Below are 26,210 nucleotides of genomic sequence, written 5' to 3' on the forward strand. Positions count from 1 at the left end.
TATCACCTTATGGACGAAGCCTCTATGAATACGTTGAGCGGTTTCAAGGCAGATGACAGTCGCCACCCGTATAGCGCTGACCTTAAGCACAACCTCGCGTACCGCATCGTGCGCGCCTATGCGTCGGAACTGATTTTCCCTCGCGTGCGAAAACCACCGGTACTGCTGGTGGAACGCATCGGCGCGTTTCCCTCCTCCGGGGAGATCCGCCGCCAAGTCAAGGATGGTCCGGCGCTGCTGGCGAGCATCAAGCAGCGTTACGCCCGCGACGCCCTTGACCTCAACGAGAGCAGCGGGCTGAACCTGGTCTTTGCCGACTGGCGCTTCAGCTTGCGCCTCTCGGGCGAGGGTTGCGTAGCTTGCCTGACCGTGGAAAGTCGGGGCGACAGCTCACTCCTGCAGCGCAAAACCGCCGAGCTGCTGGAGCAGATCGATGCAGGGAGGGCATTTGAATGAACGCGACTGCCGAACACGCCACCAAAGCCTGGTACCTGGTCCAGTGCAAGCCCAAACAAGATGAGCGCGCCGAAGAACATTTACAGCGCCAAGGCTATGCCTGCTTTCGCAAGACCTACAGACGTGAGCGCATGTTGCGCGGGCAACGTCGAGTGATCAGCGAGTCGCTGTTTCCGGGCTACCTGTTTATTCAACTGAGCCTTCAGGACAGCTGGGGTCCACTGCGCTCGACCCGCGGCGTTTCGCGGGTCGTCGGGTTCGGCGGTCAGCCACTGCCGATCCGCGATGCGCTGATCGACGAACTCCAGGAACCGGACAGCCAGGCGATTGTGACCACGCTGTTGAAACACGGAGATGCAGTGCGCATCACTGAAGGTCCGTTCTGCGATCTCGAAGCGGTGTTCCTGGCCATGGACGGCGAAGAACGGGTGCTGCTGATGATGAATTTGCTGCAGCGTGAACAGCAAATCAGCCTGCCACTGGCGCGGGTCAACAAGCTTTAGATGCTTTTAGCTGCTCACACAAAAACGCCGCTCAACAACAAGCGGCGTTTTTTATCAACACAGGAAAACCTACGCCCCTTCCGAGAAGTGATTCCAGTCCACCCAACCCAAAAACCAAGTCGCCAGAATCAGTAAACCGAAGGCGATCCGGTACCAGGCAAACACCGCATAACTATGGTTGGCGATGAACTTGAGCAACCCGCGCACGGCAATCATCGCAAAGACGAAAGCGGCGACAAACCCCAGGGCAAACACCGGCAAATCTGCGGCCTGGAACAGGTCGCGATATTTATAGCCCGAGTACACCGCGGCCCCCACCATTGTCGGCATCGCCAGGAAGAACGAAAACTCGGTGGCCGTCTTGCGTGACAGGCCAAACAGCAACCCGCCGATAATCGTCGATCCCGAGCGCGAAGTGCCGGGAATCATCGCCAGGCATTGTGCGCAACCGACTTTCAAGGCATCGGTCCAGCGCATCTCGTCCACGTGATCGACCACTACCACGTGCTCGCGCTGTTCGGCCCACAACATGATGATCCCCCCGATCACCAGCGCCACGGCCACGGTGATCGGGTTGAACAGATACTGATGGATTTTGTCGGCGAACATCACCCCCAGGACCACCGCCGGCAAAAAACCGATCAGCAAATTCAGAGTAAAACGTTGCGCATTACGCTGGGTCGGCAAACCCGTGGTGATGTCCAGAATCTTGCGACGGAACTCCCAGACGACCGCCAGAATAGCTCCCAATTGAATAATGATATTGAACGCCATGGCTCGCTCACCGCCAAAGTCGAGCAGGTCCGCGGCAATAATCTGGTGGCCTGTACTGGAGATCGGCAAAAACTCTGTGAGTCCTTCAACCAGCCCTAGAATCGATACTTGCGTGGTGGTCCAGAAGTCCATTAATCCCCCGTTAACCCCTTTCGGCTGAAAGGTCTGTTGTTGGTTCCGAGCAGCTGTCGGGTCAACGGAGAATTAAAACGCATTACCCGCCGGCTTGAGCCAAACGTTATAAAACGTCCATGACCAGGGCGATGACCACTTCTACGACTCCGTCCGCCTGCTACGCTTTGCGTTCATGACTGGAGGACTCGCCACTCATCGTCAGCTCGTTGACGTTTTGAGTTTGGACGCGCGCAATGTCTACCCCAAAAAATGATCGCCCGGAGAGAACACTCAACATGGCAAAGATCATAGTGCTCGCCGGTGATTTCCCGCAGTGCGATGGGGAGTATCACTCGGGAACCATCACGCTCAAAACAGCCCTTAAACCACGACAGGGGAAGAGTTTCTCCGTCTCGGAACTTAAGGATCTGACGGTCCAGAGCACAGACTCCAGTAAAAATCTAACGAGCGCCATCGGCTTTGGCATTGCGGGCGCTATGTTGCTGGGTCCGGTCGGAGCCATCGCCGGCTATCTGCTGGCCGGCAAGAGCACCGAGGTGACCTTCATGGCCACCCTGAAGGGCGGCGCCAAGCTCCTGGCGGCAACCGATAGCGATACCTACCGGGATATCTCGGAACGCGCCCTCAAAAAATCCCGCACCAGCCGCCGAGACGCGCTTTGCGAGTCATTTGATAACGGATTCATTCACTGATCCGCTGACCCCTTGCCCCCGCGCCCACGGATTAGATCGACCTCATCCTTGAGCCACTTATGGCTCGAAAAACAAACTGATCAACTCTTCAGCAATGCTGGGAATCTGATAAGTGTTAAAGTTGGCATATGACGATATAGTTAATAAGTAAAGCGTTGCGCTAGCAAGATCGGGGGCGGCGCGAATGCAACGGCGGCTTTAACTGCTACTCCCGTAAAGGCACCACTTTCAAGGCCAGTGCCGCTATCTTTTAAGAAGAATGTAGACTTTTTTTAACATTCGTATGCCTTTGCATGTGCTGCCCATATGATGTAGCTAGCAGATCATGAGTCAGCGCAATCGAGCAACGAAGCGTTGGATTTCTAGTTGAATGGCTTGGCTCTAAAAGCTAGAGGGGATTATTTAGCATCATAATTGAGTGAGCGTCTTGCAAGTTGAGATTTATTAGTCGAGCGAGGACAAAGTTATCGCTTGATACTGGACCTCATGTAAATTCTTGAAATAAACCTTCACTTTAACAAGTGCTAATTCGGAAAAAAAATGAACGCGGAAAAATCGATCGAAAAAATCCAAAGCAGAGATGTACACTCAATGGACCAGGAACTGTTTGACGTGAGAACGTTCTTGATCCAAGAAGAAATCTGGTTTAAAGAAAACTACGACATAAAGTACGACACGTACTTTAAGTCCGGCGGATTAGTAAAGCTTTTCATCTGTCCCCAAACACGAGGAAAGATGAAAAAAATAACTGAAAAGCTAATTAAAAGCAAAGTCGCATACAAAGTAATTGGGTTTACTTCCAATGTGCTATTTTTCGATCAGATCGAATACTCCATAATTTTATCAACGAAAAACCTGACCAGTATAACCAAGAAAGACGGTGTAGTTGAGGTAGACAGCGGTTATTCTTTGCAGGACTTTGTTCGCATTGCTGTGCTTGAAGAAGCAAACGGATTTGAGGGATTAGAAGGAATCCCTGGAAGTATCGGCGGCGGGGTATGCATGAATGCGGGTGCATACGGATATGCAATATCTCAAAACATCATATCAGTAGATTGCATAGATGAAAGTGGAAATGCAATAACGCTGACAAAAGAAGAATGCGGCTTTAGCCATCGGAAATCCCTATTTCAAACTCGCGATCTTATAATCCTTTGCGCCCGCTTTAAATTCTTTAAAGGGAGCGCAAAAAAAATCGCGGACAATATCGAGACGTTCCATATTGCTCGCCACTCGTATCAAGAGTTTGTATATCCTAATCTAGGAAGCATGTTCTCCATAAGCGGCGACCCTTATGGTGCACTGCTTAAGCACGAAGGAAGAGTGGAGAGAGTCATTTATTACATATTCAAATTACTATATAAAAACCCAATGGTAAAATTCATTAACAGGAAGAGACCTAGAAACACAGCAATGAATAGCTTGTTCTTTGACAGGTTCAAACACACGCAGTACACACCCTCTAATAAAAGCCTGAACATACTAATTAACGATGGAAAAACCTCAGTCGAATCGCACCTAAAATACATTATGGAGTTTGAGAAACGGCTAGGCGATCGATTTAGCATAGAAAACGAAATGATTATTGAGCCCGCCTATCGCGTAGAGAATGGGTTTAAGTCTAATCACGCAAAAATAATCAGTTTTCTATCATCAAAAACCAAGTAAAAACACAAATAACTCTGAAAAAATAGAAGCTGCCAGAGTCGGAATATCCTGTGAAAGATAGGTAAGATTGTATCAGAAGGATCTGATCAGGTGTTTATTCTACACATCCATAAAAAGCCGGGCCATTCAAGTCCGGCTTCATTTTATGCAGGCAGACACTGATTTTCTGATTTAATATTTCCTACTATGAATGCCACAAAATATTTATTGGCTCTGCCACATCGCACTGCCAAAAACTCAGAAAACTCAGTATAAATGCTAAAAATACCGCCTATACGACCATTAGCCCCCTGCGATAGCCACAATAAAATCTTCCTACTTCAGGTACTTTCGAACCCCCTCCAGGTATTTAAATTGATGCTGCTTTGTTGGCTCTATATATGAACCCTCCCCGTACTCATTCCAACAGCAAATAACAACTGAGTTTAGCGTTTTATCGGGATATCTATTTAGAATACTCTTGGCTTTTTGTAAGTGTTCATAAAACTTCTCAGGCGTGCTTACTGATTTGTCATGATTTGGATCGACGCTACCCCCCCAAGGGGATCGATCCCAACCTGAAGTTAATGGCAGGATGTAGGGGATATTACTGTTTTTGATAATCCACTTCCATGACTGAGCATAACCAGCGGCAAGATCCGGATAGCTGACAGATAGCTTCCTGCTTGATTTTTTTTCAGCAAACCCGAGGTGGTAGTTGTAAGCTGATAAGGCATCATATGTACTTCCTAAATCTGCGAAGTCCAAAAGTTTTTTATCTGCTGATGCTGAACCTATAAAGTATATACCTTTGTATCCAGCTTTTACCGCTGCCACTCGGGCGCGCTCAAGCAATTCTTTAGGTGTTGCTCCAAATGTTTTCGCGTCAGCGCTCAGTCGATCGTGAGAAAATACAAAAACCACCGGTTTGCCGTTGATTTTTTTGTACCGCTCGTTACCAAAATAATGAGTAATCCAGTAGTTGACGATTTCATCGAACTGCTGGTAACTGACTGGTGTTCCGGAGTGGTTAGCCCAGAGCAAGGAGAATCCAATGGAGGATGAGTTCGAATTTTTTATAAACGAATCAACCGCGTAAGTTGTATCCTTTACCCCACCATTCTTTTCCCAATACCAGTCATAAATGACATAATCAACTCCATATTTCTTCATCCATGTAATATACGTTTTGGTATATGTGTCAGTTCCTTCCTTATACCACCCCAATAACGGCTCCCTGTCCGAGTAAGGTTTAATTCTAGCCCAAGAATCGATGTTCGGCTTATTCCATCCAGGGTAGTAGAAAACACCTACATCAGTCGCCCCTGCACCCCTGACGAATAACATCAAGCAAAAAGATATTGCCAGGGTGAAATATTTCATCGGGAGTCCTATAAAAATAATTGCCTATCAGAATCTTGACAAAACAATCAAGCTGACACCACCTGCAAACACAGACAAATACTAACATTTTTCATGCCGCGCCAAGAAAATAATGCAAAACTCAAATGGGACCTCTTGTTATTTACAAAACCATCGTAGAGAGAGAATGGCCGATTTTGACAGGGCACTGTTATTTTTAGTCACCTACGCACTCTCGCAACAAGGGTGTTTTTATGCTAAAAATTGCAATGGCTTTTATAATAGTCCTGTGGACTCCGAATCTGTTTATGCGTACTTGTGTGATTCAACTGACTGGTGGTTTTCTACTCCATTTCAAATCATGCCGAGACAGATGAGAACGTGATGTCAAAGATTATATCGTTTAATGTTCTGAATTTCGTGTCTTGCTTTTGATGAAAACCTTATCAGAAATACGAGGGCGATGCACTTGCTCAAGCGAATAAAGTCCATGAAAACTTCCTCCTGGGGCCCTCCTCACCATGCCCTTGCAACTAATTAATAAAGTTAAAAAGCAGGAACATTATGACATCGTTACACGCCTATAGCATCCCGACCTCAAGACTATCAACTCGGTATGTGCTAGCTCTAATCATAGGCTTTACCGTAACTTTTAATAATATAGAGTGGTCCTTGGGTGGTAACACCTTGACCCTGGAACGGATACTATCCGTTCCACTCTTCTTAATCATTTGCGTATTGTTAATTGGATCAAAAATTCCGCTTAAACTTCCTAACACTGGATTGATTCTTCTTGTATGGATCGTGCTAACGTTTTTTTCATCTGCAATGGGTCCCGTTCCTACCTGGTCTCTCAAAATGTTCTTGGGACTTCTTTTTGCCATCAGCTTTTATTATATGACTATCTGGCTTAGGGCTAACCCATTCACCATATTCAAGTCTAGAGCTTTTTTATCCTTGGCGTGGTTTTGTGGGCCATTTCTTTCTATAGTTTACGTGGCGTCACTGCTTCACTTACAACTCCCCGAGGTTGCACTTCATTGGCTTCAAGAAGGGAGTGGTGGTACACGAATCAGAGGGGGTATAACTGAGGCTAATCTGTTTGGCGTGTTTGTTTCCCTCATAACGCTGGCTGTGGTTGCGCTTGGCAAAACCAAGAAGGTTTGGTGGTGGATTCTGGTCTTGGGACTGCATACTTCTTTGCTGTTTTCCTTCTCTCGAGCTCCTTGGATTTCCTATATATTGTCTGTCGGGATATATTATGCGCTGATTAAGCGAAGCCATTACAAGGCCAGAAGCTTCGTTTGGTACACGCTTGCGGCATTATTGCTGATTGGCCTTATAGTTGCAGCATCCTATTTTGTAATGGCCGAATTTGGCGACAATGAAATAATTGGCAGAACGCACTCTGTTAGAACAAGGTTTATCATGTGGGGGCTTGCCGCTGAGTCGATACTCAAGAACCCTTTCTTAGGAAATGGAATCTATAGCTTTAGTGAAATATATTCATTCGCTCCAGAATTAGTAGGTTCGGATAGCCATCGTAGCGCATGGATATCAAATCTACCTTTGGCGTTACTTCATGACACTGGTATTTTTGGCTTACTACTTTTCTTCTTTTTTATGATTTCTGTCATTCGGCGTGGTTTAGTAGCTGTTCGTAAGTCTGCAGTAAGCCGGACGACTGATATTTATCAAGTAAAAATTGGTGCGGCGCTTGTAGCATTCTTGATGGCAATGGTCTTTTCAAGCCAGTCTATTCCGGCACACTCCATTGCCATTTTTTGGGTCTGTATAGCACTTACTGAGCGCTTTTCTACACTGAGTAACTCCTCATCTTTAAAGGACTAGCATATAAAGTAGAGAAAAATAGTTTTCTTTCATCTTTTTAATAATTGAGGTGCTAATTCCTGGCAGCAACCGATAGCGATACCTACCGGGATATCTCGGAACGCGCCCTCAAAAAATCCCGCCCCAGCCGTCGAGACGCGTTTTGCGAGTCATTTGATAACGGATTCATTCACTGATCCGCTGACCCCGTGACCGCGAAGATGTTGCAGGGCACTCGATACAGAACATGCTCTGTCGTACTGCCTACCCACTTGCCCACCCCCTTGCGATGCGCATTGCCCATGACGATCACATCGGCCCGGTGATGCGCTGCAAAGTCAGCCAGCGCTTTGCCGGGCGGCCCCGCAACGAAGTGTTGTCGCTCGGTGGGCACGCCAAAGTGGTCGGCCAATGCGATGAATGACTGATGCAGAGACTTGCGCACGTCACTGTTGAAGCCTGGCATCGTCACTGCACCCGCGCCTGCGTCGGCTATATGCGTCAGCGACAGATCATAGGCATGCAGCAAATGCAGTTCTGCGTTGCATTGCATGGCGAGTCCGTTCGCTGCCTGGATGATGCGGTCGTTGATGCCGGTGATCTGCGTCTCGGGTTGCGACGGATCGACCGCCGCCACGATCACCCGCGGCAGCGGACACCTGAGTTCGCTGATCAGATGCACAGGCACCGGACATTCGCGCAACAGGTGCCAATCCAGAGGCGTAACGAAAACACGCTTGAGTGCAGACTCGTGCTGCACGTCCTTGATCACCAGATCCGGCTGCATTTCTGCCACGTGCCGAAGGATTTCTTGCAACGCGCTGCGGGTTATAAGCACTTCGGTGCTCACCGTGACCCCGCGCCCGCGTATCAGATCTGCTTCATCCTTCAGCCACTTTTCGTTCTCTTGCTGACAGGCCTCACGAAACCGCGCACCGGCGCTCATCAAACCCAAAAGATGAGAGTCTTCGATAAACACCGTGATGTGCAGCGCGGCGCCAGTGGCTTCGGCAATGGCGACAGCTCGTTCCAACGCCGGGGTGTGACGCAAGGCTGGGCCGGCTATCAGAAAGAGTCGTTGATATTGGCTCATGTAACACCTCCAAACGTTCCGGGATATCTAACTCCCCCCAACGCTCTCGCCTGTCACACCACCGACGATTGGCTATTGCCTCAACTAACGGGATCGACACTATCAATATACGCCTTGATTGAATAAGCGAGTGATAGACGTGCCACGTCACACCGAATCCGATGTTCCGGATTCGGTGATGAACCAACGCTACTTCTGCGCGTATTTCGTGCCGTGCGAATCGTTAAGCTGTGCCTGCATCAACCCCCACTCCCGCTGAATGATCGAGTAAGGAATAAAGATACTGATCCGTTCAGCGCCCTTTACCCCAGGGTGAAAACTCACATCGTGAAGTGTGGTGGAGAAGAATCCGACATTAATACCGACAATGCTGCCGTCATTGGCGATAACCGGCCCGCCCGACATCCCCTTGATCATCGGGGCATCATGGATGGCATAGCGTTCGCCGCTGCCTTCATCACTGTTGATGAAAGGCGCCGGATACACCTTGCCTTGCCCGCTGACCGTTGTCATATACGGGCTCGTTCCCACGGCAGTGATGTGCTCACCCACGCGCGGTGCGCGCCATGACGGATAATGGCCGTCGGCCTTGTGCTTGATGAAGACCAGATCGCAACCGGTGCTGCAGCTGTATATCACGTTGCGGATGAGGGGGGTGTGGCGGGTGGTGACGGCGTAATCCTCGTTCCATTGCACGGCCGAGGCGGTGTACAGATAGGGCAAGGGAAAGCCTGAGAAGACTGAGAAATATGAATCATTGGCAGGTCCCGACAAGTCGGGTTTTACCATACCGTTGCATCCTGCAATACCAGCTCCTATTAAAAAGTAGGCCATGATTTTAATCATGATGTTCACCGACTTATAAGGAGATTTTAGTTTTTGTTGTGTCAGGTTTTTAGTGATCAGGTTGTTGTAGTTATTCCTCGCCGCCTGTTCTGGTGGGTAATGTATGGCTTAGGTTGTAAGCGTGTGTATGAATTAATTGCGCTAAGAACAATCGCTTTTCGTTACATATAAAAAACTTCAAATATTTGGCGCCTGAAAAATGTCACACGCGCCAAAATAAATATAAATGGAAGTTGCACTTAATAAGTGTAAAACGCGTGAAACAGCACTTTTAGAGCGATTTAGAGCACGTTGGAATGCCGCGGCAACCTAACAGAAATCAGTGCCGCGAAAATAACAAATGCGCTGGATATCCATAAACACGCTTCCAGCCCGAAGACCTGAAAAACCCAACCGGAGAGCACGGTGCCGATCAGCCGTCCCATGGCGTTGGACATGTAGTAGAAGCCCACATCCAGCGATACGCCGTCTTCCTTGGCGTAGGACACGATCAGGTAGCTGTGCAGCGAGGAATTCACCGCGAACAACGCACCAAAGATCATCAAACCGCCCAACAGCACCCACTGCGGCGACAACCCGGTGTTCAGCCCCAGCGCGATTGCCGCTGGCAGGCCTGCCAAGGCAACCGCCCAAAGAAACGCCGCGCGACCATCCGGGACATGCCCTCGTTGCTTGCCGGTGATCCGCGGCGCGAGCGATTGCACGATGCCGTAGCCAATCACCCAGGCCGCGAGGAATCCACCGACCTTCCAGAAGTCCCAGCCAAAAACGCTGCTCAAGTACACCGGTAAAGCCACGACGAACCAGACATCGCGGGCACCGAACAGGAACATCCGTGCCGCCGACAAAATGTTGATGGCCCGGCTCTTGGAGAGGATGTCGCGGAACCTGGGCTTGGCTTTCGCCTTGCCCAGGTCCTTTTTCAACAGGATCAGGCTGCCGAGCCAGATCAGCGAAAGAACGCCTGCCATGGCCAGCAGCGCCCCTCTGAAACCGATCAGGGCGAGCAATGCCCCGCCGAGAAAGAAACCGACGCCCTTGAGGGCATTCTTCGAGCCGGTGAGGATGGCTATCCATTGATAAAGCGTGCCCTGTTGCCCGTCGGGCACCAGAAGCTTGATCGAGCTTTTGGCGCTCATCTTGTTCAGGTCTTTGGCGATCCCCGACAGTGCCTGCGCCCCCATCACCCAAGGGATCGTCAGCCAGGCCACCGGCACCGTCAGCATCAACAGCGCCACCACCTGCATCCCCAGCCCGATGTTCATGGTCCGGTTCAGCCCCAGTCGTGCGCCGAGATAACCGCCCAGCAGGTTGGTGATCACGCCAAAGAGTTCGTAGAACAGAAACAACGCCGCGATTTGCAACGGGCTGTAGCCCAACCCGTGAAAGTGCAGCACCACCAACATGCGCAAGGCACCGTCGGTGAGGGTAAAAGCCCAGTAATTGCCCGTAACAAGCAGGTATTGCCGCACTGACGGCGCGAGGGCTGACAAGGCTTTCATCAACGCTCCTTAAACGGCCAGACCGACCATCCTGGCCAATTCGACGGTGCGGTTCGCGTAACCCCATTCGTTGTCGTACCAGGCATAGATTTTGACCTGGGTGCCGTTGATGACCATGGTCGATAGCGCATCGATGATCGATGAGCGCGGATCGGTGCGGTAGTCGATGGACACCAGCGGACGCTCCTCGAAGCCGAGGATGTCTTTGAGTTCGTTCTCGGACGCGTCCTTGAGAAACCGATTCACTTCGTCAACCGTGGTGACGCGCTCGACCTCGAACACACAATCAGTCAGCGACGCATTGGCCAACGGTACGCGCACCGCGTGACCGTTCAGACGCCCGCGCAGCTCCGGGAAAATTTCCGCGATGGCGGTGGCCGAACCGGTGCTGGTCGGGATCAGGCTCATGCCCGAAGCCCGCGCACGACGCAGATCCTTGTGGGGTTGGTCGAGAATGCTTTGGGTGTTGGTCAAGTCGTGAATGGTGGTGATCGAGCCGTGGCGAATGCCTAGCGCTTCATGGATCACCTTGACCACTGGCGCGAGGCAATTGGTGGTGCACGACGCAGCGGTAACGATGCGATGTTCCGCCGGATTGAACAGTTGATGGTTGACGCCCATGACGATGTTCAGCGCGCCCTCTTCTTTCACCGGAGCGCTGACCACCACGCGCTTGACGCCCTGGTCGAGGTACGCCTGAAGCACCGCGACAGTCTTCATCTTGCCGCTGGCTTCAATCACCAGATCGCAGCCCGACCAATCGGTATCGGCAATCGCCTTGTTGGCAGAAACCTTGATGCGCTTGCCGTCGATGACAATACAGTTGCCCTCGGCGCTGGCTTGATCATTCCAGCGACCATGCACCGAATCGAAGTTCAGCAGGTGCGCATGCGTCGCCGCGTCGCCTGCCGGGTCATTGATCTGCACGAACTCAAACTCCGGCCAGTGCCAGGCGGCGCGCATGGCGAGACGACCGATGCGGCCAAAACCATTGATGCCCACTTTGATAGTCATGTCGAGGTGCTCTGTAGCGGTTGTCAGGGAGGGTGCTTTGGCAATCATCAAGCCGGACAGCAGGCGGCTGCCCGTTCAGGACGGTCACCCATTTGTTCGAGGCGTTTGGCATCGGGGCTCAACCAGTGCGTGTTGGCTTGAAGCGCCACGATCAGCATCTGATTCACCCAGTCAGGAAGAGTCGGGTGCAATCGGTAGTAAACCCACTGGCCTTGTCGACGGTCCACCAGCAATCCGCAGGTGCGCAACTGCGCCAGGTGCCTGGAGATTTTCGGCTGGCTCTCGTTCAACGCGCAGGTCAGCTCGCAGACACATAACTCACCCTCACGGGCGATGAGCAGCATCATGCGCACGCGGTTGTCGTCAGCCAGGCATTTGAAAACGGTAGTCGGCGTCAGAGAGTCAGACATTTCGGTTCTCGCTGGTTTGGGCTATGCGTCACAACGGAGCATCAGCTTATATGCGCTTGGCCGAATATATGTTTTTCCGTATGTGCGGTAAAGCACCAACAGTCAGTGTGTCGACTTCATAGCTGAATGATATTTATTTACTTACAAAAGGTAATCGTTATCATTAGCACCATAGCTAAAAAGGAGCTCATGGTGGCTTTACCGCGCATTTACCCCGCCTCTCTCTCGCTGCTGGGGCTGTTGGCAGTCCCCGATTTACAGGCAGAAACCCAATCGGCAGTCACCCTGCCTGCCACCGCTGTGACCAGTGATTACAGCGAACAAAGCTACAGGCCGACCGACAGCCGCAGTGCGCTGAAGATCGATGCCCCGCTGCGCGACATTCCGCAAACGGTGAACGTGATCCCGCAGAGCGTGATCAAGGACCAGGGCGCGCAATCGATGGAAGACGTGCTGAAAAACGTTCCTGGCATCGGTCTTTCCAATGGCGATGGCCAGCGCGATCAGGTCACCATTCGCGGCTTCAGTGCGATTGGCGACATGTACGTCGACGGTGTCCGCGACGACGCGCTGTACTTCCGCGATCTGTCTAACGTCGAACGCGTGGAAGTGATCAAGGGGCCGGCAGCGGTGCTCTATGGCCGCGGTTCATCCGGTGGCCTGATCAACAGCATCAGCAAGAAACCCAACTTCACTCCCAAGCAGGAAGTGGGTGTCAGCTTCGACAGCGAAGGCAAAAAGCGCACGCAGTTCGACGCGGGCTGGGCCGATCAGCAGCAAAACGACAAGGCCTTCCGGGTAACTGGCGCTCTGGAGAACAGCGACACCTTCCGCGATGACGGTTACATCGACCGCAAGGCCATTGCACCTTCGGCCTACTTCAAGCTCTCCGATGATCTTGAGCTGAATCTGGGCGCCACGTACCTCTACGATAAACGCCTGATCGACTTCGGCATCCCCGCGCTGGGCAACCGTCCGGTCAATGTCGACCGGGACAAGCGCTTCGGTGCCGCCGACCCGGATGATGATTACACTCGCAGCGAAGTGTTCTCGTTCACGGCGGGCGTCGACTACCGCCTCAACGACGACTTCACCCTGAGCAACACCAGCCGCTACTACCACTACGACCTGGATCGCAACAACACCCTCGCCGACTCCAGCCCGACACGCTTCGTCACTGCCCCCAACGGCGAATTGCTGGTCAAGCTCAACCGCGGCAACGTGCAGCGCAAGGAAGACGGCTGGTTCAACCAGACCGAACTCAAGCAACAGGCCACGCTCGCCGGGATGAACCACAACCTGCTCTATGGTGTGGAACTGGGGCGCCAGGTCAAGGATCAATCCGTCTTCAGCCAGAACAACGTAGCGCGGGTTCCGGTGTACCGCGATGCTCTGGTCGACGTACCGTTCCAGGCTAATCGGCAAACCGCCAAGGGCACCAATACCCAGGACACGGCCGGTTTCTACGTCCAGGATCTGATTGAACTGACCCCGCACTGGAAAGCGCTGCTGGGCGTGCGCCATGACGTGTTCGACCAGGAATATTCGGATGACCTGACCCGCGCCACCATGTCTCGAACCGACAACACCTGGAGCCCGCGTGCAGGCCTGGTCTACCAGCCTGATCAGGTCCAGTCCTACTACATTTCGGTGAGTCGCTCTTACCAGCCGTCTTCCGAAGTCTTCGCCCTGAGCACCACCAACCAGGACCTTGAACCGGAGCAAACCACTAACTTCGAAATCGGCGGCAAGTGGGACCTGCTCGACAATCGCCTGGCGTTGACGGCAGCGCTGTTCCGCCTGGAACGCACCAACATGAAAACCACCGATCCGGCGAACCCGACCAAACTGGTCCTGTCGGGCGAGCAGCGCACCGACGGCCTGGAACTGACCGCCAGCGGGCAGTTGAGCGACAAGTGGCAGGTCTATGCCGGCTACGCCTTCCTGGATGCCGAGATCACCAAGTCCAACAGCCGTACCAACGGCGTCGCCAACGAAGGCCAGACACCGACCCTGACCCCGCGTCACAGTGCCAACCTCTGGCTGGTGCGCTCGCTGACCAACACCTGGCGTGTCGGCATGGGCGCGAACTATGTCGATGACCGCTACACCGCCCTGGACAATCAGGTGGTCATGCCCGCTTACACCACCGTGGACGCGGCATTGCTCTATAACCTGCCGAAGTGGGACATGGCCCTGCGTTTGCGCAACGTCTTCGACAAGGACTATTACGCCTCGGCCCATGGCTCCGTGGACCTGATCACCCCCGGAGCGCCACGGACCCTGGAGTTGAGTACCAACTACCGGTTCTGACTGAACACCTGAAATCAAACGCCCTTGCCGGTCAGGTAAGCAAAATACCCGTGGGAGCGAGTCTGCTCGCCCCCACGCGTTTTGCGCAGTTTACTGACAGGCATTCGTTTTAAAGCGGGCAGACTGCGATAACTGCACCATCAGTGCTTGGGGTGGTCATCTGCACAGTCCAGCCTGGGGCAAAAACCAAGTCGTGATACTCAACGATGGCACTGATTTCGGAGCAGAGTTTTTTGGCCTCCTCCGGAGAGTGATCTACATCGATGTTGACCGAACGATTCTCGGCTGAGTATTCGCTAGCCTGGGTCAAGTTCATCGTGTCATTCCCATCCAGTATTTTGCTGAGCAGTGAGGCGTTCTCGACGGACTCGTCCATACCGCTGGAATAAGCACATTGAACAGCCACAATCGTCAGTAAAAAAAACAGACCCGCTGCGTATTTGTTTCTCACATCCATGTTCCTTGAAGTCGGGATTGGTCGAGCCTGCACTGCGTGGCGAAGCGATCCGGGGTACAGCATACGTCCTGAGGTTCATACGGCCCAAGGAAGATCAGCGAAAGGATTTCGTATACCCTATCGCTATCTCACTTCAAACGATCGCCGCCGTGAACCTACCCAAACTCAACGCTCCCGACCTTGGCAATACGCCTTCGACCTCGGAAATCATCACCCGTCATCTGCGCGACGCGATCGTCGCCGGGCATTTCGCCGAAGATGAGCCGATTCGCCAGGACGACATTGCCCGCCAGTTCAACGTCAGCAAGATTCCGGTGCGCGAGGCCCTCAAGCGGCTGGAAGCCGAAGGGTTGGTGATGTTCCAGCGCAATCGCGGGGCGATGGTCACGCGGGTTTCCGATGCCGAGCTGGCGCAGATGTTCGAAGTGCGCATGTTGCTGGAAGATAAAATACTGCGCCTGGCCATTCCCAACATGACCGAAGAAACCTTCGCCCGTGCCGAGCGCATCTGTCAGGAGTTCATCGGCGAGGACGACGTGGGCCGCTGGGCCGAGCTCAATTGGGAGCTGCACGCCTGCCTTTACGAACCGGCACAACGGCCGTTTCTGGTCAGCCTGATTCGATCGGTCAACGACAAGCTGGAGCGCTACCTGCGCATGCAGATGAGCCTGTCGGCCGGCAAGGAACGGGCCGATCACGAACACCGTGAGATCCTCGCGGCCTGTCGTGCCGGCGATGTGGAGCTGGCGGTGAAGCTGCTGGACGAACACATTGCCGGGGTCTGCAAGACCCTGTTCGAACACCTGCCCCACGCCCACTGACGGCTCAGGATGCTGTGCCGATTTCGTCATCGGCACAGGATAAATCCATCAAGCCGGCACCCCGCCGCACAGGCCACTCTTGCGTTCACTCATCTGAACGGACGTGGCCCTCCCATGAAACGCATCACCGTGATCGACTCCCACACCGGCGGCGAACCGACCCGCCTGGTGACCGCCGGTTTTCCTGACCTGGGCACCGGCAGCATGGCTGAACGGCGCAAGCGGCTGGCCGACCATCACGATCAATGGCGCGCGGCCTGTGTGCTGGAACCACGAGGCAGCGACGTGCTGGTGGGTGCCTTGCTCTGCACACCGGTAGACCCGAGCGCCTGTGCCGGGGTGATTTTCTTCAACAACAGCGGTTACCTGGGCATGTGCGGCCACGGCACCATCGGCCTGGTGGCGTCGTTGGCGCACTTGGGCAAGATCGGCCCCGGCGTGCACCGCATCGAAACGCCGGTGGGCACGGTGCAGGCGACCCTGCACGAAGACCATTCGGTGAGCGTGCGCAATGTGCCGGCCTACCGTTACCGCAAGGCGCTGGTGTTGCAGGTGCCGGGCATCGGCCAGGTGGTCGGCGATATCGCCTGGGGCGGCAACTGGTTTTTCCTGATTGCCGAGCATGGCCTGAGGGTCGCCGGCGACAACCTCGACGCGCTGACCGCTTATACCTACGCCGTGCAGCAAGCGCTGGAAGCCCAGGGCATTCGTGGCGAAGACGGCGGGCTAATCGATCATATCGAGCTGTTCGCCGATGACGATCACGCCGACAGTCGCAACTTTGTCCTATGCCCCGGCAAGGCCTATGACCGCTCACCGTGCGGTACCGGCACCAGTGCCAAACTGGCGTGCCTGGCGGCGGACGACAAGTTGCAACCGGGGCAGATCTGGCGTCAGGCCAGTGTCATCGGCAGCGAGTTCGAAGGTTCTTATGAATGGCAAGGCGAGCGCATCGTTCCGACCATTCGTGGCCGTGCCTTTATCAGCGCCGAAGCCAGTTTGATCATCGAACAGGATGACCCGTTCGCCTGGGGCATTCGCCCATGAGCGAGGGCCTGGTGGCCGATGTGATCGTGATCGGTGCCGGCATCATCGGCGCCGCCTGCGCCCAGGCGCTGGCCCGTCGTGGCTTGCAGGTGCTGGTGCTGGACGCCGGCCTGCACGGTGCGACGGCGGCGGGCATGGGCCACCTGCTGGTGCTCGATGACAACCCGGCCGAATTGGCCCTGAGCCAATATTCCCTGCAACGCTGGCGTGAACTGGCGCCGGACCTGCCCGACGGCTGCGCTTACCGCAACAACGGCACACTGTGGCTGGCAGCCAACGCCGAGGAAATGGCAGTCGCCCACAGCAAATACCTGAACCTGAAAGCCCAGGGCGTGGCGTGCGAACTGGTCAGTGCCAGCGCCTTGCGTCAGCGTGAACCGGAACTGCGCGAGGATCTGGAAGGCGGCTTGCTCATCAATGGCGACGGCATTCTGTATGCGCCGGCGACGGCCCGCTGGATGCTCGACACACCGAACATCCGTCAGCATCGGGCGCGGGTCAGCGCCGTCGATGGTCACCGCGTTTGCCTCGATGACGGCCACTGGTTGCGGGCCGAAGCGGTGGTGTTGGCCAACGGCATTCAGGCCAACGAACTGTGCCCGGAATTGCCCATCGAGCCGAAAAAAGGCCACCTGCTGATTACCGACCGCTACCCCCGCACCGTCACCCACACCCTGGTGGAGCTGGGTTACGTCACCAGCGCGCACAACGCCACCGGGCCATCGACCGCCTGCAATATTCAGCCGCGCCCGACCGGGCAATTGTTCATCGGTGCCTCGCGGCAATTCGGCACCACCGACCCGCAGGTCGAAGGCTGGATGCTGGCGAAAATGCTCAAGCGTGCCGCCGAGTACATGCCTGGGCTGGCCCGGCTCAACGGCATCCGCGCCTGGACCGGCTTTCGCGCCGCCAGCCCCGACGGCCTGCCGCTGGTTGGCCAGCACCCACAGCAGCAGGGTTTGTGGCTGGCGGTCGGGCACGAAGGGTTGGGCGTCACTACGGCCCCCGGCACCGCCGATTTGCTGGTGGCGCAGCTGTTCAACGAAACCCCGCCACTGGCCGCGCAACCCTATCTGCCCCAGCGTTTCCTCGGAGAACCCGCCTATGCCTGAATTACTGCTGGACGGCCGCGCCTTGAAGGTGGCCGAGGGCACCAGCGTCGCCGCAGCCTTGGCGCTGGGCAGCGACGGATGCACACGCACTTCGGTCAGTGGCCAACGCCGCGCACCGCTGTGCGGCATGGGCATTTGCCAGGAATGCCGGGTGACCATCGACGGTCGGCGACGCCTGGCCTGCCAGACTCTGTGCCGCGACGGCATGCAGGTGCAGACATGCCCATGAACGAATACGCCGATCTGCTGATCATCGGAGCCGGCCCCGCTGGCATGGCCGCTGCTCTTGCCGCCGCCCCCAGTGGCGCACGCATCGTCATACTCGACGACAATCCGCTGCCGGGCGGGCAAATCTGGCGTGACGGTCCGCAAGCCAATGTGCCCGATCAGGCCCGTCGCCTGCGTGAACGTTTGCAGGCTTGCAGCAACATCCGCCGCCACGCCGGCACTCGGGTGATCGCCAGTCCCGGTCCGAAACAACTGTTGGTCGAAAATGACGATGACGGCTGGCTGATCAGTTATCACCGGTTGATTCTGTGCACCGGCGCCCGCGAGTTGCTGCTGCCCTTCCCCGGCTGGACGTTGCCTGGCGTGACCGGGGCCGGTGGCTTGCAGGCGCTGATCAAGGCGGGTCTGCCGGTGCAGGGTGAGCGCGTGGTAATTGCTGGCAGCGGCCCGTTGTTACTGGCCAGTGCCGCCACCGCGAAAAAACACGGCGCGCAGATCCAGCGCATCGCCGAGCAAGCCTCGCGCACCGCCGTCGCCGGTTTCGCCGCGCAACTGCCCCGCTGGCCTGGCAAATGCCTGCAATCGTTCAGCCTGTTCGACCGCCATTACCGCACCGCGACGCATGTGCTGGCCGCCCTTGGCACTGACCGGCTGGAAGGTGTGCGCCTGCAACAGCAGGGCAAAATCATCGAACTGGCCTGTGATCGGCTGGCCTGTGGTTTCGGCTTGATCCCGAACATTCAATTGGGCCAGGCACTGGGTTACGCCGTCGAGGGTCAGGCGTTGGCCGTGGATGCCTGGCAGGCCAGTCGCGTCGATCATTATGCCGCGGGTGAATGCACCGGGTTTGGTGGCAGTGAACTGGCGTTGGTCGAAGGTGCCATTGCGGGCCACGCGGCGGTCGGTGACCTTGAAGCCGCCCGCCAGTTGTGGCCACGCCGGGCACGCTGGCAGGGTTTCGCCAAGGCACTGAATCAGGCCTTCGCCCTCGACCCGCAACTTAAATCCCTGGCCCGCCCCGACACCCTGGTCTGCCGCTGCGAAGACGTGCCCTACGGCGCATTGACCGGGCACACCGACTGGCGCGAAGCCAAGCTGGCCAGTCGCTGCGGCATGGGCGCCTGTCAGGGCCGGGTGTGTGGCGGCGCGGCGCAGCACCTGTTTGGCTGGCAACCCTCGGCGCCCCCCCCGCCCTTCAGCCCGGCCCGAATCGAGACCTTGATGTGCCTGGACGACACCCCGCCAACCTGATTCCCCCTCGGGGGTTTCAGCCGCGCTGTCGAGCCTCTATGATCCCGGGGTCGCCCTCAGACCCCAGCGCCATGTACCCCTCGCTCAGCACCTTCAAACCCTGCGACCTGCCCACGCTGTTGAACAGCCTGCAGCCGATTGCGCCGCTGCTCGACACCCTGGCGGATGTGGTTTTTTTCATCAAGGACCGCGAAGCCCGCTACGCCTTCGTCAACCAGACCCTGGCCCGGCGTTGCGGTTTCAAACATCGCGAGGATCTGCTGGGGCTCACCGCTGAAATGGTCTTCCCGGAACGCTTCGGCCCGCTGTACACCGAACAGGATCGGCGGGTGCTGTCCAGCGGCCGCGAACTGGCTGACCAACTGGAGCTGCACCTGTATTACGGCAACCAGCCGATCTGGTGCCTGACCCACAAACTCGCCTTGAAGGATGAACAGGGTCACATCGTGGGCCTGGCCGGGATCTCCCGCGACCTGCAATCGCCACAGTCCAATCACCCCGCATTCCAGAAACTCGCCGCGGTGGATGCGCACATCCGCAGCCACTTCGCCCGCCCCGTCAGCCTCGCTGAATTGACCGCAATCGCCGGTTATTCCGTGGCGCAACTGGAGCGTCACTGCAAACGGGTGTTCCAGCTCACCCCACGGCAGATGATCAACAAGGCGCGCCTGGAAGAAGGTTCTCGGCTGTTGCTGCACAGCGACCTGCCGATCACCGAGATCGCCCTGCGCTGCGGTTACACCGATCACAGTGCGTTTAGCCGGCAGTTTCGTGCATTGACCGGTCTGTCACCGAGCCAGTATCGGGACACACAGCGTTAGGCCAGCAGGAAAGATCAAAAGATCGCAGCCTTCGGCAGCTCCTACAGAGGAATGGTGAACCCTTGTAGGAGCTGCCGAAGGCTGCGATCTTTTGATCTTAAACGGTGATGTTTAAACGACACTTCCAGATACTCACCCAGGCTACACATCCTTGCGCCTCTGCCTACGACTACGCCAGAATCCGCCGGCTTGTGCGCCTTGATGCCGGGCTCTATCGTTTCCGGGTCGCTGACGAATCAGCGATCGGATTTGACCGTCCGAATAAATCAAGGCGCGCCAGCGTCCAAGACCTTTTCAGGCATTGCCTGATATATCGTGTCGCGGTGGCTGTGCGTGGGACACCTTCGGTGTGCCGGATTCCTTGATGTCCGGTCGGTCAACCCGCGTACAGCTGCCACCTTGTTCGTTTGACCGCGAACGGCGGTAGCTCCACTCATCAAGGAGCTTCACATGTTCAAACCAACGCCAAATCCTCCGGAAACCGACGACGTTTCCCCCTACGAATCCCTCGATTCGAAAAAACTCCACGCAGCCGCCGACCGCGCCCTGGACCACTACCTCAAACCACCCATCCCCAAAGACACCAAGCGCAAACCCAGCACCATTTACCATGTGGGTGAGAAGGTCGATAACGAAACCCTGCTGGTCAATGCCTGCGAATCCCTGGCGTCAGCCAGCATGATGCTCACTGAGTTCGCCGGGTTGATGGACATGCCTCATCGCAACATGATGCTGGGGATTCAATCGGTGGTCATGCTCGGGGAGCTGGCGGTGAACCGGGTGCTGGATAATTTCGATCCACAAGACTGACACTGGATCTGAAGTGATTGGGCATCTGTGGCGAGGGAGCTTGCTCCCGCTCGGCTGCGCAGCAGTCGCAAAACCGGCATATGCGGTGTGCCAGAAAAATGCGGTTGCTGGATTTGGGGCTGCTTCGCAACCCAGCGGGAGCAAGCTCCCTCGCCACATGGGTGTGTCAGAGCACGGGGTGATCGCAGGGCGCCGATGTTCCCTAAAGGGGCGCCCCGCACAACCATTGCTCCCATCTGTAACACCCGCCATCGCGGACCTCGCCCCTCACAACATCCCCCTGACGCACCGCAACACCTCTACTTCAAGGCCTGACGATTAATTCACGCCTCGGCCTGGAAACGGGCACGTTGATTGCTATATTTAATATCGTATACGAAATCCCCAATACGATATCCAACAGTACTTCACATCAACGAGGCCTCTATGAAAAACCCCGCATTTGCCGTAGCCCTCAGCGCTGTTCTCAGTACCTCCTTCATTGCCACCGCCCAGGCCGACAAGCTCGACGACATCATCGGTTCAGGCAAGCTGCGCTGCGCCGTGACCCTGGACTTCCCGCCCATGGGTTTCCGCGATGCCGGTAACAACCCGGCCGGTTTCGACGTGGACTACTGCCGTGACCTGGCGAAAATCCTCGGGGTCGAGGCCGAAGTGGTCGAGACGCCATTCCCGGACCGTATTCCGGCGCTGGTCTCCGGGCGGGCCGATGTGATCGTCGCCTCCACTTCCGACACCCTCGAACGGGCCAAGACCGTCGGCCTCACCGTGCCCTACTTCGCCTTCCAGATGGTGGTGCTGACCCGCGACGACACCGGCATCAACAGCTTCGATGACCTCAAGGGCAAACCCGTGGGTAACACCAGCGGCACCTATGAGGCCATCGCGCTAGAGAAAGACGTGAAGAACTGGGGCACCGGCACCTTCCGCGCCTATCAGTCGCAGAACGACACCCTGCTGGCCGTCGCCCAAGGCCATATCGACGCCACCGTGGTCACCAACACCGTGGCCGCCGCCACCCTCAAATCGGGCAAATACAAAAACCTGAAAGTCGCCGGTAACGCGCCGTACGTGATCGACTACGTCTCCCTCGGCGCCAAGCGTAACGAGTATGGCCTGCTCAACTACCTCAACCTGTTCGTCAACCAACAGGTACGCACCGGTCGTTACAAAGAGCTGTTCGTCAAATGGGTCGGCACTGAAATCCCTCCGACCAACCTGACCGTGCCACAGGTCTACTACTGAGGTGTCCGGCATGCCTAGGCCCACTTCTCTGACCGGTCGCAGCCTGGTCGCGGGCGCCGCCGAGGGCGCCCTGCTGTTCGCCGATATCGGGTTGAGTTTCTGGGGCGGGGTCGATCCGTTTAGCGGTGAGATCATTGACCGTCACCACCCGCTCAGCGGCGAACACCTGGCCGGCCGCGTGCTGGCCATTCCCAGCGGTCGCGGCTCGTGCACCGGCAGCAGCGTGTTGATGGAACTGATCAGCAACGGCCACGCACCGGCTGCATTGGTGCTGGCCGAACCCGATGAGATCCTGACCTTGGGCGTGCTCGTGGCGCAGACGATTTTCGAGCGTTCCCTGCCGGTGCTGTGCATCGGCCGGGAGGCCTTCGCCGCGTTGCGCGGCAAGGCCTTCGCTCGGGTCGACGGAGCCTCGGTAACCGTGTTCGAACACCTGCCGGGCGATGCCTGGCAGGCACTCGACAGCACATTGCAAACGCAAGACCCAAGCGCCCCGATCGAACTCACCGAACACGATCGGGCGCTGCTCGACGGCCAGCATGGCAAGGCTGCGCAAGTGGCCATGCAGATCGTCCTGCGCATGGCCGAGCTGCAAGGTGCCCGCCGCCTGGTGGATGTCACCCAGGCACATATCGACGGCTGCATCTACACCGGACCTGCGAGCCTGCGCTTTGCCGAACAACTGGTGCAATGGGGCGCCAACGTGCGGGTGCCCACCACCCTCAATTCAATTTCCGTGGACCAGCGCCGCTGGCGCGAATTGGGCATCGACCCGGCGCTCGGCGAACCGGCCAGCGCCTTGGGCGATGTCTATATGGCGATGGGTGCGCAACTCAGTTTCACCTGCGCGCCCTACCTGCTCGACAGTGCGCCGAAGGCGGGCGAGCAGATCGTCTGGGCCGAATCCAACGCGGTGGTCTACGCCAACAGCGTGCTGGGTGCACGCACCCTGAAGTACCCGGACTACCTGGATATCTGCATCGCCCTGACCGGCCGCGCCCCGTTGATCGGCTGCCACCTGGACGCCCAACGCAAGGCCCGACTGCAGGTCGAGGTGCCCGCCCTGGGGGAACTGGACGATGCCTTCTACCCGTTGCTCGGTTACCACATCGGCGCGCTGGCGGGCAGCCGGATTCCACTGGTGCGCGGGTTGGAAAACCGCAAGCCGAGCCTGGACGACCTCAAGGCGTTCGGCGCGGCGTTTGCCACCACTTCCGCCGCCCCGTTATTCCATATCGCCGGGATCACCCCGGAGGCTATCGACCCGGAACAGGTGCTGGAAATGGAGGTGTCCATCCCCGTGGAAACAATCCGCCTGAACGATCTGTTAGTCAGCTGGCGCGAACTCAACAGTGCCCGCGACAGCCGGGTGGATGTGGTCTCGCTGGGTAACCCGCATTTCTCCCTCAGCGAGTTCGCTCACCTGGCGCGACTGTGCCTCGGTCGGCACAAACACCCTGACGTGGTCCTCGCCATTACCTGCGGCCGCGCCGTGCTGGAGCAGGCTCGCGAAGCCGGGCATATCGCCGTGATCGAAGCCTTCGGCGCCACCCTGGTGACCGATACCTGCTGGTGCATGCTCGGCGAACCGGTGATCCCGCCGGGCGCAACAACCTTGATGACCAACTCCGGCAAATACGCCCATTACGCACCCGGCCTGGTGGGTCGCAAGGTGCATTTCGCCAGCCTGGCTGAATGTGTCGATACCGCTTGCAGTGCCACGGCCAGCGGTCGTCTGCCGGCCTGGCTGAACATTGCCACCCCTCTGGAGACGCTCGCGCATGTTTGATTACACCTTCCAATGGCGCGCCACCCTGCGCGCCCTGCCGGACATGCTCGCCGGTGCCTGGGTCACTTTCGAGACCGCCGCGTTGTCGATGATCTTCGGCGTGCTGATCGCCCTGGCCCTGACGGTGATGCGCGAAAGCAAAACCCCGCTGCTGCGCGGCATCGGCAGCGGCTGGGTATCGATCGCGCGCAACACCCCATCGCTGTTTCAGATCTACGTCCTCTACTTCGGCCTCGGCTCGCTAGGCCTGCACGTCAGCTCATGGTTCGCCCTGCTCGCCGGGATCACCTTCAACAATGCGGGGTATCTGGCGGAGAACTTTCGCGGCGGCCTCAAGGCCGTCCCCGACACTCAAGTGCGCGCCGCACGTTCGCTGGGCATGAGTGCCTTCCAGGCTTACCGCATGATCATCGTCCCGCAGCTGTTGCGGATCGTTTTCTACCCGCTGACTAATCAAATGGTCTGGGCGGTGCTGATGACGTCGCTGGGGGTGATCGTCGGGCTGAACAATGACCTGACCGGGGTGACCCAGGACTACAACGTCAAAACGTTCCGCACCTTCGAATACTTCGCTATCGCCGCCGCGCTGTATTACCTGATTGCCAAGGCGATCGTCGCGTCAGCCCGGCTGATGGCCTGGCGGTTGTTCCGTTACTGAGGGCTTGACCATGTTTTCCACCAGTTTTTCCTGGAATGACCTGCTGTTCCTGCTCGATGGCGCCTGGGTCACCCTGCAACTGACGTTCTGGTCGATCATCCTCGGCTCCGTCGCCGGGCTGTTGTTTGGCCTGCTGCGGGCACTGTTGCCACGCGCCAGCCTGCCTCTGGCCTGGGTGCTGGACGTGTTTCGCAGCGTGCCGCTGCTGATCCAGTTCGTGCTGTTCAACTCGCTCAAAAGCATTGTCGGTTTGAACCTCAGCGCCTTCAGCGTCGGCTGCATTGTGCTGGGGGTCTACACCGCCGCGTACTTCACCGAGATCGTGCGCAGCGGCGTGCTGTCGGTGCCGTTCACCCTGCGTCGGGCCAGTCGTTCGCTGGGCCTGAGTTTTTTGCAGGACCTGCGCTGGATCGTCCTGCCGATGGCCACCCGCGTGGCCTTCCCCGGCTGGCTGAACCTGGTGCTCGGGGTGATGAAAGACACCGCGCTGGTGATGTGGATCGGCATCGTCGAACTGCTGCGCGCCTCGCAAACCATCGTCACCCGCATTCAGGAACCGTTGCTGGTGCTGTGCGTCGCGGGCCTTATCTATTACGTCATGAGCCTGGTGGTCGCACGCCTGGGTGCTCGTCTGGAAAGAAGGTGGCAAGAAAATGATTGAGATCGACAACGTACATAAATCCTTCGGCGATCTGGCCGTGGTCAAGGGTGTCAGCCTGACGGTGGACAAGGGCGAAGTGGTGTCGATCATCGGCGGCTCGGGCTCCGGCAAATCGACCCTGCTGATGTGCATCAACGGCCTGGAGCCGATCCAGAAAGGCAACATTCGCGTCGATGGCGTCGAGGTCCATCACAGCGCCACCGACCTCAACCGCCTGCGGCAGAAAATCGGCATCGTGTTCCAGCAATGGAATGCCTTCCCGCACCTGACCGTGCTGGAAAACGTGATGCTGGCGCCGCGCAAGGTCTTGGGTAAAAGCAAGGCCGAAGCTGAAGAGCTGGCGGTGCAGCAACTGACCCACGTGGGCCTTGGCGACAAGCTCAAGACCTTCCCCGGCAAGTTGTCCGGAGGCCAGCAGCAACGCATGGCCATCGCCCGCGCCCTGGCCATGTCGCCGGACTACATGCTGTTCGACGAAGCCACCTCGGCCCTCGACCCGCAATTGGTCGGCGAGGTGCTGGACACCATGCGCATGCTCGCCGAAGACGGCATGACCATGGTGCTGGTGACCCACGAAATCCGCTTTGCCCGCGACGTGTCCGACCGCGTGGCGTTCTTTCGCAATGGCCTGGTGCACGAGATCGGCTCGCCGGATCAGGTGATCGGTAATCCGGTGCATGCTGAAACAGCGGCGTTTCTCAAATCAGTGAAATAACGACCGGCGATAAAAGGA

General features: G+C 56.7%; 26 protein-coding genes. 18 read left to right on the plus strand and 8 right to left on the minus strand.

Annotated features, from left to right (window positions below):
* Nucleotides 1-24: 24 nt before the first annotated feature.
* Both ACCC96_RS10405 and rfaH read left to right on the plus strand, forming a co-directional pair.
* Nucleotides 25-456, plus strand: coding sequence for a phosphomannomutase (locus tag ACCC96_RS10405; RefSeq protein WP_413695747.1), 432 nt, complete (start codon nucleotides 25-27; stop codon nucleotides 454-456).
* Nucleotides 453-959 carry a transcription/translation regulatory transformer protein RfaH gene (gene rfaH, locus ACCC96_RS10410; protein WP_413695748.1) on the plus strand — a complete coding sequence of 169 codons (507 nt, stop codon included), beginning with the start codon at nucleotides 453-455 and terminating at the stop codon, nucleotides 957-959. Before ACCC96_RS10405 ends, rfaH begins: the two co-directional genes overlap by 4 nt.
* A gap of 69 nt (nucleotides 960-1,028) precedes the next feature.
* Here rfaH and ACCC96_RS10415 read toward each other — a convergent pair whose 3' ends face one another.
* Nucleotides 1,029-1,865: an undecaprenyl-diphosphate phosphatase gene (locus ACCC96_RS10415; RefSeq protein ID WP_413695749.1), complete on the minus strand. Its 837-nt coding sequence runs from the start codon at nucleotides 1,863-1,865 to the stop codon at nucleotides 1,029-1,031.
* Nucleotides 1,866-2,143: 278 nt separating this feature from the next.
* Between ACCC96_RS10415 and ACCC96_RS10420 the strand changes: the two genes are divergently transcribed.
* Both ACCC96_RS10420 and ACCC96_RS10425 read left to right on the plus strand, forming a co-directional pair.
* Nucleotides 2,144-2,560 (plus strand): hypothetical protein, encoded by a 417-nt coding sequence (locus ACCC96_RS10420; protein ID WP_258674159.1) that lies wholly within the window; start codon nucleotides 2,144-2,146, stop codon nucleotides 2,558-2,560.
* 540 nt (nucleotides 2,561-3,100) lie between these two features.
* Nucleotides 3,101-4,228 (plus strand): FAD-binding protein, encoded by a 1,128-nt coding sequence (locus ACCC96_RS10425; protein ID WP_413695750.1) that lies wholly within the window; start codon nucleotides 3,101-3,103, stop codon nucleotides 4,226-4,228.
* A gap of 315 nt (nucleotides 4,229-4,543) precedes the next feature.
* On the opposite strand, the gene ACCC96_RS10430 is transcribed toward ACCC96_RS10425, so the two are convergent.
* Complete coding sequence (locus tag ACCC96_RS10430; RefSeq protein ID WP_413695751.1) at nucleotides 4,544-5,590, minus strand: glycoside hydrolase family 99-like domain-containing protein; 1,047 nt, start codon at nucleotides 5,588-5,590, stop codon at nucleotides 4,544-4,546.
* A 651-nt stretch (nucleotides 5,591-6,241) separates the two neighbouring features.
* Here ACCC96_RS10430 and ACCC96_RS10435 point away from each other — a divergent pair.
* Nucleotides 6,242-7,420 (plus strand): O-antigen ligase family protein, encoded by a 1,179-nt coding sequence (locus ACCC96_RS10435; protein WP_413695752.1) that lies wholly within the window; start codon nucleotides 6,242-6,244, stop codon nucleotides 7,418-7,420.
* A 169-nt stretch (nucleotides 7,421-7,589) separates the two neighbouring features.
* Here the strand turns inward: ACCC96_RS10435 and ACCC96_RS10440 are convergent, their stop codons facing one another.
* The 5 genes from ACCC96_RS10440 to ACCC96_RS10460 all read right to left on the minus strand — a co-directional run bounded on the left by ACCC96_RS10440 (nucleotide 7,590) and on the right by ACCC96_RS10460 (nucleotide 12,264).
* Nucleotides 7,590-8,492 (minus strand): universal stress protein, encoded by a 903-nt coding sequence (locus ACCC96_RS10440; RefSeq protein WP_413695753.1) that lies wholly within the window; start codon nucleotides 8,490-8,492, stop codon nucleotides 7,590-7,592.
* 189 nt (nucleotides 8,493-8,681) lie between these two features.
* A complete protein-coding gene (locus ACCC96_RS10445; protein WP_018928290.1) occupies nucleotides 8,682-9,281 on the minus strand; it encodes a trypsin-like peptidase domain-containing protein in 600 nt (199 codons plus the stop codon).
* A 338-nt stretch (nucleotides 9,282-9,619) separates the two neighbouring features.
* Entirely contained in the window at nucleotides 9,620-10,840 is a 1,221-nt protein-coding gene (gene arsJ, locus ACCC96_RS10450; protein ID WP_064616862.1) for an organoarsenical effux MFS transporter ArsJ, read from the minus strand.
* A gap of 9 nt (nucleotides 10,841-10,849) precedes the next feature.
* Complete coding sequence (locus ACCC96_RS10455; protein WP_413695754.1) at nucleotides 10,850-11,854, minus strand: ArsJ-associated glyceraldehyde-3-phosphate dehydrogenase; 1,005 nt, start codon at nucleotides 11,852-11,854, stop codon at nucleotides 10,850-10,852.
* A gap of 47 nt (nucleotides 11,855-11,901) precedes the next feature.
* Nucleotides 11,902-12,264 carry a metalloregulator ArsR/SmtB family transcription factor gene (locus ACCC96_RS10460; protein ID WP_019581961.1) on the minus strand — a complete coding sequence of 121 codons (363 nt, stop codon included), beginning with the start codon at nucleotides 12,262-12,264 and terminating at the stop codon, nucleotides 11,902-11,904.
* Nucleotides 12,265-12,453: 189 nt separating this feature from the next.
* Here ACCC96_RS10460 and ACCC96_RS10465 point away from each other — a divergent pair, with 189 nt between their 5' ends.
* The gene (locus ACCC96_RS10465) at nucleotides 12,454-14,577 is read left to right on the plus strand and encodes a TonB-dependent receptor (RefSeq protein ID WP_413695755.1); all 2,124 of its coding nucleotides are present in this window, start codon (nucleotides 12,454-12,456) and stop codon (nucleotides 14,575-14,577) included.
* A 109-nt stretch (nucleotides 14,578-14,686) separates the two neighbouring features.
* Here the strand turns inward: ACCC96_RS10465 and ACCC96_RS10470 are convergent, their stop codons facing one another.
* Nucleotides 14,687-15,034: a hypothetical protein gene (locus ACCC96_RS10470; protein WP_019581959.1), complete on the minus strand. Its 348-nt coding sequence runs from the start codon at nucleotides 15,032-15,034 to the stop codon at nucleotides 14,687-14,689.
* Between the two features lie 149 nt (nucleotides 15,035-15,183).
* On the opposite strand from ACCC96_RS10470, the gene ACCC96_RS10475 reads away from it, so the two are divergent.
* From ACCC96_RS10475 to ACCC96_RS10530, 12 genes are all read left to right on the plus strand, one after another.
* Nucleotides 15,184-15,855, plus strand: coding sequence for a GntR family transcriptional regulator (locus ACCC96_RS10475; protein WP_007935506.1), 672 nt, complete (start codon nucleotides 15,184-15,186; stop codon nucleotides 15,853-15,855).
* Nucleotides 15,856-15,969: 114 nt separating this feature from the next.
* Complete coding sequence (locus tag ACCC96_RS10480; protein WP_019649542.1) at nucleotides 15,970-16,902, plus strand: 4-hydroxyproline epimerase; 933 nt, start codon at nucleotides 15,970-15,972, stop codon at nucleotides 16,900-16,902.
* Entirely contained in the window at nucleotides 16,899-18,014 is a 1,116-nt protein-coding gene (locus tag ACCC96_RS10485) for an NAD(P)/FAD-dependent oxidoreductase (protein ID WP_413695756.1), read from the plus strand. Before ACCC96_RS10480 ends, ACCC96_RS10485 begins: the two co-directional genes overlap by 4 nt.
* The gene (locus tag ACCC96_RS10490) at nucleotides 18,007-18,243 is read left to right on the plus strand and encodes a (2Fe-2S)-binding protein (RefSeq protein ID WP_008074690.1); all 237 of its coding nucleotides are present in this window, start codon (nucleotides 18,007-18,009) and stop codon (nucleotides 18,241-18,243) included. Before ACCC96_RS10485 ends, ACCC96_RS10490 begins: the two co-directional genes overlap by 8 nt.
* Nucleotides 18,240-19,493: an FAD-dependent oxidoreductase gene (locus ACCC96_RS10495; protein ID WP_413695818.1), complete on the plus strand. Its 1,254-nt coding sequence runs from the start codon at nucleotides 18,240-18,242 to the stop codon at nucleotides 19,491-19,493. Before ACCC96_RS10490 ends, ACCC96_RS10495 begins: the two co-directional genes overlap by 4 nt.
* Before the next feature lie 71 nt (nucleotides 19,494-19,564).
* A complete protein-coding gene (locus tag ACCC96_RS10500) occupies nucleotides 19,565-20,314 on the plus strand; it encodes an AraC family transcriptional regulator (protein WP_105347244.1) in 750 nt (249 codons plus the stop codon).
* Between the two features lie 450 nt (nucleotides 20,315-20,764).
* Entirely contained in the window at nucleotides 20,765-21,124 is a 360-nt protein-coding gene (locus ACCC96_RS10505) for a DUF6124 family protein (RefSeq protein ID WP_413695757.1), read from the plus strand.
* Between the two features lie 426 nt (nucleotides 21,125-21,550).
* A complete protein-coding gene (locus ACCC96_RS10510) occupies nucleotides 21,551-22,369 on the plus strand; it encodes a transporter substrate-binding domain-containing protein (protein ID WP_019581953.1) in 819 nt (272 codons plus the stop codon).
* A 10-nt stretch (nucleotides 22,370-22,379) separates the two neighbouring features.
* Complete coding sequence (locus tag ACCC96_RS10515) at nucleotides 22,380-24,158, plus strand: aconitase X (protein WP_413695758.1); 1,779 nt, start codon at nucleotides 22,380-22,382, stop codon at nucleotides 24,156-24,158.
* On the plus strand, nucleotides 24,151-24,816 hold the full coding sequence (locus ACCC96_RS10520; protein ID WP_413695759.1) for an amino acid ABC transporter permease: 666 nt from the start codon (nucleotides 24,151-24,153) through the stop codon (nucleotides 24,814-24,816). Before ACCC96_RS10515 ends, ACCC96_RS10520 begins: the two co-directional genes overlap by 8 nt.
* A 10-nt stretch (nucleotides 24,817-24,826) precedes the next feature.
* Entirely contained in the window at nucleotides 24,827-25,477 is a 651-nt protein-coding gene (locus ACCC96_RS10525; protein ID WP_205890706.1) for an amino acid ABC transporter permease, read from the plus strand.
* Complete coding sequence (locus tag ACCC96_RS10530) at nucleotides 25,470-26,192, plus strand: amino acid ABC transporter ATP-binding protein (RefSeq protein ID WP_019581950.1); 723 nt, start codon at nucleotides 25,470-25,472, stop codon at nucleotides 26,190-26,192. The genes ACCC96_RS10525 and ACCC96_RS10530 overlap by 8 nt, the downstream gene beginning before the upstream one ends.
* The last annotated feature ends 18 nt before the right edge of the window (nucleotides 26,193-26,210 follow it).

This window comes from Pseudomonas sp. Pseusp11 (assembly GCF_047304405.1).
Taxonomy (GTDB): Bacteria; Pseudomonadota; Gammaproteobacteria; order Pseudomonadales; family Pseudomonadaceae; genus Aquipseudomonas.